Source organism: Reyranella sp. GW821-FHT14A01 (assembly GCF_058803965.1).
On the sequence record NZ_JBXAPM010000004.1, the window covers coordinates 400,191 to 412,554 of the forward strand.

Genomic DNA, 12,364 nt, shown 5'->3' on the forward strand with positions numbered 1-12,364 from the left:
CAACAGGCCAATGCGGCAAGCGGAGGAGTTGAGATGCAGCGTGTCACCCTGTCGGTCGACGACGATCTCCTGGCGACGCTCGATCGCCACATGAAGAAGCACCGCTATGCCAGCCGCTCCGAGGCGCTGCGCGACATCCTGCGCGAGGCCGCTACGCGCGAGACCTTGGCGGAGGAAAAGCCCGGCAAGGAGGAGGGCTTCTGCATCGCCACGCTCGCCTATGTCTACGACCACGAAACGCGAGACCTCGGCCGGCGCCTCACCCAGGCACAGCACAAGCATCACGACCTGCAGGTGGCGACCCTGCACGTCCATCTCGACCACGATTCATGCCTGGAAGTCTCGGTGCTGCGCGGCCCCGTCAAGGACGTGCGCGCCATGGCCGACCACACGGTGAGCCAGCGCGGCGTGCGCCACGGCCAGCTCCACCTCGTGCCGGCGGAGCTCGATCACAAGCGCCACGGCCACGGCGGCCGTGGGGACCACGACCATATCCATGCCTAACGGAATGAATGTGTCACGTCGTCGGATAGGGCGCGAAGCGGCTGCGGTTTTCGTCGATCGTTAGAGTCCGCCCAATCGGCGGGAAGGCGCGTTGCGGACAGGCGGGGCGCTCGCAGACTCGGCAGCCGGCGCCGATCGGCGTGGCGCTCGCGGCATCGGTGAGGTCGAGGCCCTTGGAATAGATCAGCCGCGAGGCGTGGCGCAGGTCGCAGCCCAGGCCGATCGAGAAGCTCTTGTCGGGCGCGCCGTATTCGCCGTGACCACGCTGCACGGTGCGGGCGATCCACAGGTAGGTGCGGCCGTCGGGCATCTGTGCGAGCTGCGTCAGGATGCGGCCGGGATGGGCGAAGGCCTCGTGCACGTTCCACAGCGGGCAGGAGCCGCCGACCCGCGAGAAATGGAAGTCGGTCGCCGACTGGCGCTTGGAGATGTTGCCTGCGCGGTCGACCCTCACGAAGAAGAACGGCACGCCGCGCGCCGACGGCCGCTGCAAGGTGCTGAGCCGGTGGCAGATCGTCTCGTAGCCGACGCCGAACCAGCGGCCAAGCCGTTCGATGTCGTAGCGCACGGTCTCGGCGGCGTGCAGGAAGGCGCCGTAGGGCAGCAGCAGTGCGCCGGCGAAATAGTTCGCGAGACCGATGCGGGCCAGGGCGCGCGCCTCGTTGCCGTCGAAGTCGGCCTCGTCGACCAGGCGGCGCAGTAGTCCGTCGATATCGAGGAAGGCGAGCTGCGTCGCCATCTGGAAGGCCTGCTGGCCCGGCCGCAGATGCGGCGAGAGGTGCAGAACGCGCGCCGCCTTGTCGTAGCGGCGCTGCACGCCCGACGGCTCGTCGCCGGCATCGCGCGCGACGCGCACGCCGTAGTGGCGGGACATGTAGTCGATCAGGCCGGCGTTTAGGTTGCCCACGGAAAGACCGGCCGTCTCATAGAGACGCTCCGCGGCTTCATCCAGTTCGGCGACATGATTGTGCCGCGCGTAGAAGAAGTCGCGGACTTGTTCGAAGGGCATCGGCGTCGGCGATGAGTCCGGCCGCTCATCGCCGAGACGTGCGGCCATCGCATCGGCCCGATCGGCTTCGCTGCGATAGCGCCGGTGGAGATTGACCAGCGCGCGGCCGACTGCCGGCATGCCGGCCGCCAGTTCGCGAATCTCCGCCAGCGGCACGGCCTCGCCAGGCTGCGCTTCCGACAGCGCATCGCGGAGGTCCGAGATCAGTCGCGCCTCGTCATTGTCCGAGAAGAGTTGCACGTCGATGCCGAACACGGCGTTGATCTTCAGCAGCACCGGCACGGTGAGCGGCCGCTGGTTCTTCTCGAGCTGGCTGAGATAGCTGTTCGACAGGCCGAGCGCGTCGGCGAGGGCGGCCTGCGTCATGTGCCGCTCCTCACGCAGCGCCCGCAGCCGAACTCCCATGAACGTCTTGCGCATCGTGGTCTGTCCTCGGTTTTGCAAAGTTTGCAAATCAGCCCTCAAGCGTCCGCAAAACATCGCAAATTCAGCGATATCCAGTCGGCGTTGCCTTGCAGATATTGCGGACACGATTTGCGATTGCAAGCCCGGAGCACCGCCCATGGAGGGCGCCATATCGAACCAGCCGCCGCCCGAAGAGACCCGCTTCCTGGAGATGGTCTTCCCCGAGCAGTCCAACCATTACGGCACGCTGTTCGGCGGCACCGCGCTCTCGCTGATGGGCAAGGCGGCATTCGTCGCGGCAAGCCGCCGCGCGCGTCGTGCCGTCGTCATGGCCTCGTCCGAGAAGATCGACTTCCATATGCCGGTGAAGGTCGGCCAGGTCGTCGAGCTCTACGCGCAGGTCGTCCGCATGGGCCGCACTTCGATGACCGTCGTCGTCGAGATGGTCGCCGAAACGCTGCTCAGCGGCCAGCGCACGCTCGCCATGCGCGGCAGCTTTGAGATGGTGGCGGTCGATGCCGCCGGACGCCCCGCGAACATCGCAGCTGGCGCCATCACCCCTTCGACAGAGGAACAAGTTCCGTGAAGCTCCACAGCGTCCGCACCCACAAGTCCGCCGAACCGCTGCCGCGCGAGCAACAGCTTGCCTGGAAGATCGCCGAGGTCGCGGTCGATCCGGTGGCGGTGACGGACGACGTGGTCGAGATGATCGGCAGCCGCATCATCGACAATGCCGCCGTCGCCGCGGCCTCGCTCAACCGCTCGCCGATCGTCAGTGCGCGGGCGCAGGCGCGCACCCATCCCGCCAAGCCGGGTGCGACACTGTTCGGCCTGTCGAGCTTCCCCTCGCGTCGCGTCTCGCCGGAATGGGCGGCGTGGGCCAATGGCGTGGCGGTGCGCGAGCTCGACTATCACGACACGTTCCTCGCCGCCGACTACTCCCATCCCGGCGACAATATCCCGCCGATCCTCGCGGTGGCACAGCATTGCGGCCTGGACGGCGCGGCGCTCGTGCGTGGCCTCGCGGCCGGTTACGAGATCCAGGTCGACCTGGTGAAGGGCATCTGCCTGCACGAGCACAAGATCGACCATATCGCCCATCTCGGGCCGTCGGCCGCGGCCGGCATCGGCGCGGCGCTCGGCCTGCCGGTCGGGATCGTCTATCAGGCGGTGCAGCAGGCGCTGCACGTCACGACGACGACGCGCCAGTCGCGCAAGGGTGAGATCTCGAGCTGGAAGGCCTATGCGCCGGCTTTCGCCGGAAAGATGGCGGTCGAGGCTGTCGACCGTGCGATGCGCGGCGAGGGTGCGCCGTCGCCGGCATACGAGGGCGAGGACGGCTTCATCGCCTGGCTGCTGGGCGGTCCGAAGGCCGAGTACACGGTGCCGCTGCCGGAGAGGGGCGAGGCCAAGCGCGCGATCCTCGATACCTACACCAAGGAACATTCGGCCGAGTATCAGAGCCAGGCACTGATCGACCTGGCGCGGCGCATGGGCCCGAAGATCGGCGATCTCTCCAGGATCGAGAGCATCGTGATCCGCACCAGCCATCACACCCATTACGTGATCGGCACCGGCGCCAACGATCCGCAGAAGATGGACCCGACGGCCAGCCGCGAAACGCTCGACCATTCCATCATGTACATCTTCGCCGTCGCCCTGCAGGACGGCGGCTGGCATCACGAGCGCTCCTACGCGCCCGAGCGCGCGGCACGGCCCGACACGGTGGCGCTGTGGCACAAGATCAGCACCGTCGAAGGTCCGGAATGGACCGAGCGCTATCACTCGACCGATCCGGCGCGAAAGGCGTTTGGCGGGCACGTGCTGGTGACGCTCGACGACGGTCGCGTGGTCGCCGACGACATCGCGGTCGCTGACGCCCATCCGCTGGGCGCCCATCCGTGGCGGCGGCCCGACTATGTCGCGAAGTTTCGCACGCTGGCCGACGGCATCGTCGCCGAAGCCGAGCAGAAGCGCTTCCTCGAAACGGTCGAGCGTTTGCCCGAGCTGAAGGCCGACGAGCTCTGTCAGCTCAACTTCGTCGTCAGCCCGGACCATCTCGCCGTCCCGACCGCACGCGGTCTCTTCGAAGCCAGCGAATAAAGGAGGCCACCATGTCCAATCCGACTCCGGCCAAGCCGGCGCCCAAGAAGTCCGTTGCCCTATCCGGCGTCGAGGCCGGCTCGACCGCGCTCTGCACCGTCGGGCGCAGTGGCAACGACCTGCATTATCGCGGCTACGATATCCTCGACATCGCCGAGCGCTGCACCTTCGAGGAGATCGCCCATCTCCTGGTGCACGGCTCCCTGCCGACCGAGGTCCAGCTCGCTTCCTACAAGGCCAAGCTGCGCTCGCTGCGCGGCCTGCCGGCGGCGGTGAAGCGCACGCTCGAAGCCATTCCGGCCGCCGCGCATCCCATGGACGTGATGCGCTCGGGCGTGTCGGCGCTCGGCTGCGTGCTTCCCGAGGCGGCGGATCACAATCATCCCGGCGCGCGCGACATCGCCGACCGGCTGATGGCCTCGCTGGGCTCGATGCTGCTCTATTGGCACCACTACGCGCATAACGGCCGCAGTGTCGACGTCGAGACCGACGACGACAGCATTGCCGCGCACTTCCTGCATTTGCTCCATGGCCAAGCGCCGACCGTCAGCCATGTCCGCGCCATGGACACGTCGCTGATCCTCTATGCCGAGCACGAGTTCAACGCCTCGACCTTCACGGCGCGCTCGATCGCCGGCACCGGCGCCGACGTCTATTCGGCGGTGACGGGTGCGATAGGCGCGCTGCGCGGCCCCAAGCATGGCGGTGCCAACGAGGTCGCTTTCGAGATCCAGCAGCGCTACGAGGATCCCGACGCGGCGGAAGCCGATATTCGCAAGCGCGTGGCCGCCAAGGAGGTCGTGATCGGCTTCGGCCATCCGGTCTACACGATCGCCGATCCGCGCAACGAGGTGATCAAGCGGGTCGCCCGCCAGCTCGGCGACGAGGCCGGCACCAGTCGCATGTTCGACATCGCCGACCGCATCGAGGCGGTGATGGGCGACACCAAGAAGACGTTCGCCAACCTCGACTGGTTCAGCGCCGTTTCCTACCACCTGATGGGCGTGCCGACGGCGATGTTCACGCCCTTGTTCGTGATCGCGCGGACCTCGGGCTGGTGTGCGCACATCATCGAGCAGCGCATCGACAACAAGATCATCCGCCCGGCGGCGCACTATACGGGGCCGGAGAACCGCGCCTTCGTGCCGTTGCTCCAGCGCGGCAAGCAAGCCGCCGCCGTCCGCGCGGCCTGAAGACGATGCCGTATCTCGTCGCGAAGGACTTGCCCGCCGAGCCTGCCGGCACGCGCTTGCGATCGTTGCTGGAGCGGCCGGGAATTCTCCAGATGCCCGGCGCTCACAATGGCATGGCGGCGCTGCAGGCCAAGGCCGCCGGCTTCGAGGCGCTCTATCTCTCCGGTGCGGCCATGACCGCTTCAATGGGCCTGCCAGATCTCGGCATCATCACGGTCGAGGAAGCCTGCTTCTTCATTCGCCAGATCGCGCGCGCCAGCAGCCTGCCGCTGCTGGTCGACGGCGACACGGGATACGGCGAGGCGCTGAACGTCATGCACATGGTGCGGGCCTTCGAGGATGCCGGTGCGGCGGCGGTCCATATCGAGGATCAGCTGCTGCCCAAGAAGTGCGGCCACCTGAACGACAAGAAGCTCGCGAGTGCGCACGACATGGCGGCCAAGGTCGCTGCTGCGGCCAGGGCGCGGCGGCACCTCTACGTGATCGCGCGCACCGATGCCTATGCCAGCGAGGGCATGGAAGGCGCCGTCGCGCGCGCCAAGCTTTACATCCAGGCCGGTGCCGACGCGATCTTTCCCGAGGCGCTGACCACGGCCGACATGTTCCGCGACTTCGCCAGGGCGCTGCCGGGTGTGAAGCTGCTGGCCAACATGACGGAGTTCGGCCGCACTCCGTTCTTCACCGCCGCCGAGTTCGAGGCGATGGGCTACGGCATGGTGATCTGGCCGGTCTCCTCGTTGCGCGTCGCCAACAAGGCGCAGGAGCGGCTCTACGCTGCGATCCGCCGCGACGGCGGCACGCAGGCGGCACTCGCCGACATGCAGACCCGCGCCGAGCTCTACGCCGCGATCGATCTCGCGGGCTACGAGGCGCTCGACGCCTCGATCGTCCAGACCGTCCTTCCCGCCACCCACGGCCGCAACGCGCTCGACGCGAGCTGCTGAAGCTCTCCCTCTCAACGAACGAACAGGAACAGATCCATGTCGATTCTCGTCAGCACGCTTGGCTTTCCCCGTATCGGCGCCCGCCGGCAACTGAAGATGGCGCTGGAAAGCTACTGGTCCGGCAAGACGACGGCGACGGCGCTACTGGAAAGCGCGGCGGCCCTGCGCGCGGCGGCCTGGTCGCGGCAGAAGGCGGCCGGCGTGTCGCACATGCCGAGCAACGACTTCTCGCTCTACGACCATGTGCTCGACACCAGCGTCATGGTCGGCGCCATTCCCGCGATCTACGGCTGGAAGGGCGGTGGCGTGCCGCTCGATACCTATTTCGCCATGGCGCGCGGCAGCCACGGCAAGGGCGACGAGGCGGGTGCTTGCGCCGGTCATGGTCATGATCATGGAACGCCGGCCCACGGCCTGCCGGCGCTGGAAATGACCAAGTGGTTCGACACCAACTATCACTACATGGTGCCCGAGTTCGGCCGCGGCCAGACCTTCAGCCTGGGCTCGACCAAGCCGGTCGACGAGTTCCTGGAGGCGAAGGAGCTCGGAATCCATACGCGACCGGTGCTGGTCGGCCCCGTGACCTATCTCCTGCTGGGCAAGAGCAAGGACCCGTCGGTCCATCCGCTGTCGCTGCTGAAGAACCTCCTGCCGGTCTATGTCGAAATCCTGGGCATGCTGGAGAAGGCCGGCGCCGACTGGGTGCAGATCGACGAGCCGGCGCTCGTCCTCGATATCGACGATGCGACCCGCGCGGCGCTTGAGACGACCTACGCGACTTTTGCCTCGGCCGTGCCAGGGCTGAAGCTGATGCTGGCCACCTACTTCGGCGCGCTCGGCGACAATCTGAATTGCGCCCTGAAGCTGCCGGTCGCCGGCCTGCACCTCGATCTCGTCCGCGCGCCCGAGCAACTCGCCGCGGTCCTGGCCGGTGCGCCACAGGATCTCGTCCTGTCGCTCGGCATCATCGACGGGCGCAACGTGTGGCGTGCCGATCTCGAAGCGCTGCTGGCCCGGGCCGAGGCGGTCGTCCGGCAGCGCGGCACCGACAAGGTGATCCTCGCGCCGTCCTGCTCGCTGCTGCATGTGCCGGTCGACCTCGCGCAGGAGGAGGGAATGGATGCCGACCTCCGGAGCTGGCTGGCCTTCGCCGTACAAAAGGTGGAAGAGCTGACGGTGCTCGGCCGGGCGCTGAACGAGGGCCGCAACGTCGTGAAGGCAGCCCTTTCCGACTCGAACCGCGCCGCGACCGCGCGCTCGATCTCGACCAAGATCCACGATGCCGCCGTCCAGTCGCGCCTCGCGGCGGTGACGCCCGCGATGGCACGTCGGCATGGATCGTTCGAGGCGCGGCGCGAGCTGCAGCGCCGGCAGCTCGGCCTGCCGTCTTTCCCGACGACGACGATCGGCTCGTTCCCGCAGACCGAGGGCGTGCGCAAGGCGCGTGCGGCCCACGCCAAGGGCGCGCTGAGCGATGGCGAGTACCAGGCTTTTCTGCGCCGCGAGACCGAGACGGCCGTGCGCTGGCAGGAGGAGATCGACATCGACGTGCTGGTCCACGGCGAGTTCGAGCGCAACGATATGGTGCAGTATTTCGGCGAGCAGCTTTCCGGCTACGCTTTCACCAAACACGGCTGGGTGCAGAGCTATGGCTCGCGCTATGTCCGGCCGCCGATCATCTTCGGCGACGTGTCGCGCCCGAAGCCGATGACGGTCGAATGGTCGCGCTACGCCCAGTCGCTGACCCGGCGGCCGATGAAAGGCATGCTGACCGGGCCGGTGACGATGCTGCAATGGTCGTTCGTGCGCGACGACATTCCCCGGTCCGAGACCTGCCGCCAGATTGCGCTTGCCTTGCGCGACGAGGTCGTCGACCTCGAAGTGGCGGGCATCCGCGTGATCCAGATCGACGAGCCGGCGATCCGCGAGGGCCTGCCGCTGCGCCGGGCCGACTGGAAGGCCTATCTCGACTGGGCCGTCGAATGCTTCCGCCTCTCCGCGTCGGGCGTGGGCGACAAGACGCAGATCCACACGCACATGTGCTACTCCGAGTTCAACGACATCATCGACTCGATCGGCGCGATGGATGCCGACGTCATCTCGATCGAGACGGCGCGGTCGAAGATGGAGCTGCTCGAGGCTTTCACCTCTTATCGCTATCCCAACGAGATCGGACCGGGCGTCTACGACATCCACGCGCCGCGCCTGCCGCCGGTCGAGGAGATGGCGGACCTGCTGGCCAAGGCGAAGGAGCGCCTGTCGCCCGATCAGATCTGGGTCAATCCCGACTGCGGCCTCAAGACCCGCCGCTGGGAAGAAGTGAAGCCCGCTTTGGTCAACATGGTCGAAGCGGCGAAGAAGCTGCGCGCGACGGCTTGAGGTTCATGTCCCTGTCCGGTGACTGTATCTTCCTCCGTGGCATCGAACTGGTCGCCTGCCACGGTGTGCTGCCGGACGAGAAGACGCGGCCGCAGCGCTTCGTCGTCGATGCCGAGGTATGGCTCGACACCGACCGCTACGCCCGCAGCGACGACTATCGACGGGCGGTCTGTTACGGAGCGATCCTCGACACGATTGTCGAGGTCGCCAACGGGCCGCACAAGTTCCTGATCGAGGCGCTGGCACTGGCCATCGTGGACGAATTGCTACGTCGCTTCTGGTCGATCGACGAGGTCAGGATCACGGTCCACAAGCCCGAAGCGCCGTTGCGCGGCAAGTTCGCCGATGTCGGCGTGTCGCTGACACGGCGGCGTTCGGTGCAGCGCTGAGGCGATTCTTAAGGATCCTTCGCTGCGCCCAGGATGACACTGTTGTTGGGATATGCGCAGTGCGCCAATCAAAGAACCGGTGTCATCCTGAGCGCTGCGAAGGATCCTTAAATCATATGCGCTCGGCTAAGCCGCGTCCTTCCACGCATTGTCGACCACCGCCACCACGTCGCGCATGATCTGCGTGAGGTCGAAGTCCTTCGGCGTGTAGACACGGGATACGCCGGCGGCGATCAGGGCCTCGGCGTCGGCGGGCGGGATGATGCCGCCGACCACGACCGGGATATCGCCGATGCCGGCGTCGCGCAGTCCCTTCAGCACGTCGCCGACCAGCGAGACATGGCCGCCTGACAGGATCGACAGGCCCACGACATGGACGCTCTCCTCGAGCGCTGCGTTCACGATACGCTCGGGCGTGAGGCGAATGCCCTCGTAGACGACTTCCATGCCGCAATCGCGGGCGCGCACGGCGATCTGCTCGGCGCCGTTGGAATGGCCGTCGAGGCCGGGCTTGCCGACCAGGATCTTTATGCGCCGGCCGAGGCGGTGTGACACCTGCTCGACCTCGCGTCGCGTCGCTTCGAGGCGGCCGTCGGTGACCCCCGCCGCGCGCGCGACACCCGTGGGAGCACGATATTCGCCGAACACGCCGCGCAGCGCCTCGGTCCATTCGCCGGTCGTGACGCCCGCCTTGGCGCATTCGATCGAGGCCGGCATGACGTTGCGGTCTTCCTTGGTCGCGGCGACCAGCTCCGCCAGCGCGGCCTTCACCGCCGCCGTGTCGCGCGTCGCGCGCCAGGCGTTCAGCCGCTCGACCTGCCCGCGCTCGACCGAGTCGTCGACCGTCAGGATCGATTCCTGGCCGCCGCCCAGCGGCGAGGGCGCACCCTCGGTGTAGGCGTTGACGCCGACCACGGTCTGCTCGCCCGATTCGATGGCCGCGAGGCGCTTCAGGTTCGATTCGACCAGCCGCTGCTTCATGTAGGCCGAGTCGATGGCCGCAACCGCGCCGCCCATGTCGGCAATACGGCCCATCTCGGCCAGCGCCTCCTGCTTCAGCGCCTCGACGCGGGCGGCGATCTCCTTACTGCCGTCGAAGATGTCGCCGTATTCCAGCAGGTCGGTCTCGAAGGCCACGATCTGCTGCAGGCGCAGCGACCATTGCTGGTCCCACGGCCGCGGCAGGCCGAGCGCCTCGTTCCAGGCGGGCAGCTGCACCGAGCGGGCGCGGGCGTTCTTGCTCATCACCACGGCCAGCATCTCGAGCAGGATGCGGTAGACGTTGTTCTCGGGCTGCTGCTCGGTGAGGCCCAACGAATTCACCTGCACGCCGTAGCGGAACAGGCGCTGCTTGGCATCGGCGACGCCGTAGCGGTTCAGCGTGATGTCGTCCCACATCTCCGCGAACGCCCGCATCTTGCACATCTCGGTGACGAAGCGGATGCCGGCATTCACGAAGAAGGAGATGCGACCGACCACCTTGGGGAAGTCGGCATCGGGCACCTGGCCGCGCGCCTTCACCGCGTCGAGCACGGCGATGGCGTTCACCAGGGCGAAGGCCAGCTCCTGCACCGGCGTCGCGCCGGCCTCCTGCAGGTGATAGCTGCAGACGTTCATCGGGTTCCATTTGGGAACCTCGCGATAGGTGAAGCCGATCGTGTCGGCCGTCAGCCGCAGCGACGGCTCGGGCGGGAAGATGTAGGTCCCGCGCGAGAGATATTCCTTGATGATGTCGTTCTGCGTCGTGCCCTGCAGCTTCGACCGGTCGACACCCTGAGCTTCGGCCGTCGCGATATATAAGGACAGTAGCCAGGCGGCCGGCGCGTTGATCGTCATCGACGTGTTCATCCGGTCGAGCGGGATGCCGTCGAAGAGGGCGCGCATGTCGCCGAGATGCGAAATCGGAACGCCGACCTTGCCGACCTCGCCCTTGGCCAGCACATGGTCGCTGTCGTAGCCGGTCTGCGTCGGCAGGTCGAAGGCGACGCTGAGGCCGGTCTGGCCGCGCGCGAGGTTGGTGCGATAGAGCTCGTTCGACTTCTCGGCCGTTGAGTGGCCGGCATAGGTGCGAATGAGCCAGGGCTTGTCGCGGTTCTGGTTTGTCATGGGTGGCGGTTTGCAGTCCTGTTGACGTAAACTTGCGTACACCAGATCATGCTGCGTCGCAGCATGGAAGATTTTGCAGTGCGGCGGAAGGGGAAAGAGGGGATTTGAGCGACGCGTCTTCCCCCTGGGTCCAGGCGGCTGTGCAAGCGGCCGGGCAGCCTCCGGCAGGCACTCCCGGGCCGACGGCCGCGCCCGGCACCCCCTGGCAAGGCGATCTCACGCCGAGCCGGCCGGTCTACGACGGGCGCCTCGGCGAGCTCTACGCCATCTATCTGCGCCACCTTGCGATGATGCTGCTGACCCTGGGCTGGTCGCGCTTCTGGGGCCGCACCCGCATCCGGCGCTACGTCTGGAACCACCTGTCCGTGCTGGGCGACCGTTTCGAATATCGTGGTCGCGGGCGGGAGCTGATGATCGGCTTCGTGCTGGCGCTGCTGATGATCGGCGCCTGGGCCGGCCTCATGTACGTGGTGTGGATCTACGTCTTCCACGAGAAGCCGTTCGCGAGCATTGGCCTGTTCGACCTGTTCTCACTGTCGGTCGTGCTGATCGGCTTTCCGTTGGCCTATGTCGGCCACTATGCCGGCCTGCGCTACAAGCTCTCGCGTACGCGCTGGCGCGGCATCCGCTGCGGCATGGCGGGCTCGGCCTGGCGGTACGGCGCCATCGCGACGTTCCTCCAATTCGCCAATGCCTCGACCGCTTATCTGCTGACGCCCGTCGTGTCGGTGAACCTGGCGCGCCCGCGCATCGCCAACGCGCGGGTCGGCACGCAGGACTTCGCCTTCGCCGGTCGGGCGGGCGACATCTACGGGCGCTATATCGGCTACTACTTCCTCAACATCGCGGCCTGGATCGTCGCGGGCATTGCCACCTTCGCGGCGATCGGCGGGACGCTCGAGAGTTTGGGATTCTCTCCCGGCGATTTCCTCAAGCTGTTCGCCCATCCCAGCCTTCGCACCGTTCTCGTGCTGCTGCTCATCGCCTTCGCCGCCTATCTCCTGTTCGGCCTGCTCATCCTGCCGCTGCGCTGCTGGTGGCAGGCCTATCTGCTGCGCTACCTCGTGACCCACACCCGCGCCGGCAACGTGCTGTTCGCGACGGCGCTCTCGACCTGGCAGATGTGGGGCTTCCTGGTGCTGAACTACCTGATCCTGCTCTTGACCCTGGGCATCGGCTGGCCGTGGGTGATGCACCGCACGATGAAGCTGATCGCGGGCCAGCTCTGGATCTACGGCGCGCCGCAGGGCCGCGATATCCGCCAGCCGACCGACCTCGGCCCGACCTACGGCGAGGGGCTGCTCGACATGTTCGACGTGAGCGGGATCTGAC

At 67.0% G+C, this 12,364-nt stretch carries 10 protein-coding genes; 8 read left to right on the forward strand and 2 right to left on the reverse strand.

Features of this window, described 5'->3' with window-relative positions; translation table 11 throughout:
* Nucleotides 1-33: 33 nt before the first annotated feature.
* A complete protein-coding gene (gene nikR / locus AC1ROX_RS10815; protein ID WP_493125255.1) occupies nt 34-504 on the forward strand; it encodes a nickel-responsive transcriptional regulator NikR in 471 nt (156 codons plus the stop codon).
* Nucleotides 505-517: 13 nt separating this feature from the next.
* On the opposite strand, the gene AC1ROX_RS10820 is transcribed toward nikR, so the two are convergent.
* Nucleotides 518-1,933 carry a short-chain fatty acyl-CoA regulator family protein gene (locus AC1ROX_RS10820; RefSeq protein ID WP_493125257.1) on the reverse strand — a complete coding sequence of 472 codons (1,416 nt, stop codon included), beginning with the start codon at nt 1,931-1,933 and terminating at the stop codon, nt 518-520.
* A gap of 142 nt (nt 1,934-2,075) precedes the next feature.
* On the opposite strand from AC1ROX_RS10820, the gene AC1ROX_RS10825 reads away from it, so the two are divergent.
* From AC1ROX_RS10825 to folB, 6 genes are read left to right on the forward strand one after another with little or no spacing between them, the layout of a single operon-like run.
* On the forward strand, nt 2,076-2,504 hold the full coding sequence (locus AC1ROX_RS10825; protein WP_493125259.1) for an acyl-CoA thioesterase: 429 nt from the start codon (nt 2,076-2,078) through the stop codon (nt 2,502-2,504).
* The gene (locus AC1ROX_RS10830) at nt 2,501-4,021 is read left to right on the forward strand and encodes an MmgE/PrpD family protein (RefSeq protein WP_493125261.1); all 1,521 of its coding nucleotides are present in this window, start codon (nt 2,501-2,503) and stop codon (nt 4,019-4,021) included. The genes AC1ROX_RS10825 and AC1ROX_RS10830 overlap by 4 nt, the downstream gene beginning before the upstream one ends.
* Before the next feature lie 11 nt (nt 4,022-4,032).
* Nucleotides 4,033-5,214, forward strand: coding sequence for a bifunctional 2-methylcitrate synthase/citrate synthase (prpC, locus tag AC1ROX_RS10835; protein ID WP_493125263.1), 1,182 nt, complete (start codon nt 4,033-4,035; stop codon nt 5,212-5,214).
* 5 nt (nt 5,215-5,219) lie between these two features.
* Nucleotides 5,220-6,158 carry a methylisocitrate lyase gene (gene prpB, locus AC1ROX_RS10840; RefSeq protein ID WP_493125265.1) on the forward strand — a complete coding sequence of 313 codons (939 nt, stop codon included), beginning with the start codon at nt 5,220-5,222 and terminating at the stop codon, nt 6,156-6,158.
* Nucleotides 6,159-6,194: 36 nt separating this feature from the next.
* The gene (gene metE, locus AC1ROX_RS10845; RefSeq protein ID WP_493125267.1) at nt 6,195-8,537 is read left to right on the forward strand and encodes a 5-methyltetrahydropteroyltriglutamate--homocysteine S-methyltransferase; all 2,343 of its coding nucleotides are present in this window, start codon (nt 6,195-6,197) and stop codon (nt 8,535-8,537) included.
* 5 nt (nt 8,538-8,542) lie between these two features.
* Nucleotides 8,543-8,926: a dihydroneopterin aldolase gene (folB, locus tag AC1ROX_RS10850; protein ID WP_493125269.1), complete on the forward strand. Its 384-nt coding sequence runs from the start codon at nt 8,543-8,545 to the stop codon at nt 8,924-8,926.
* A gap of 126 nt (nt 8,927-9,052) precedes the next feature.
* On the opposite strand, the gene AC1ROX_RS10855 is transcribed toward folB, so the two are convergent.
* Entirely contained in the window at nt 9,053-11,032 is a 1,980-nt protein-coding gene (locus AC1ROX_RS10855) for a methylmalonyl-CoA mutase family protein (protein WP_493125271.1), read from the reverse strand.
* Nucleotides 11,033-11,136: 104 nt separating this feature from the next.
* On the opposite strand from AC1ROX_RS10855, the gene AC1ROX_RS10860 reads away from it, so the two are divergent.
* Nucleotides 11,137-12,363 (forward strand): DUF898 family protein, encoded by a 1,227-nt coding sequence (locus AC1ROX_RS10860; RefSeq protein ID WP_493125273.1) that lies wholly within the window; start codon nt 11,137-11,139, stop codon nt 12,361-12,363.
* The last annotated feature ends 1 nt before the right edge of the window (nt 12,364 follow it).

Bases quoted from the DNA above. Each gene is read 5' to 3' on its own strand.
- nikR (WP_493125255.1), top strand. From the start codon at position 34: ATGCAGCGTGTCACCCTGTCGGTCGACGACGATCTCCTGGCGACGCTC.
- AC1ROX_RS10820 (WP_493125257.1), bottom strand. From the start codon at position 1,933: ATGCGCAAGACGTTCATGGGAGTTCGGCTGCGGGCGCTGCGTGAGGAG.
- AC1ROX_RS10825 (WP_493125259.1), top strand. From the start codon at position 2,076: ATGGAGGGCGCCATATCGAACCAGCCGCCGCCCGAAGAGACCCGCTTC.
- prpC (WP_493125263.1), top strand. From the start codon at position 4,033: ATGTCCAATCCGACTCCGGCCAAGCCGGCGCCCAAGAAGTCCGTTGCC.
- prpB (WP_493125265.1), top strand. From the start codon at position 5,220: ATGCCGTATCTCGTCGCGAAGGACTTGCCCGCCGAGCCTGCCGGCACG.
- metE (WP_493125267.1), top strand. From the start codon at position 6,195: ATGTCGATTCTCGTCAGCACGCTTGGCTTTCCCCGTATCGGCGCCCGC.
- folB (WP_493125269.1), top strand. From the start codon at position 8,543: ATGTCCCTGTCCGGTGACTGTATCTTCCTCCGTGGCATCGAACTGGTC.
- AC1ROX_RS10855 (WP_493125271.1), bottom strand. From the start codon at position 11,032: ATGACAAACCAGAACCGCGACAAGCCCTGGCTCATTCGCACCTATGCC.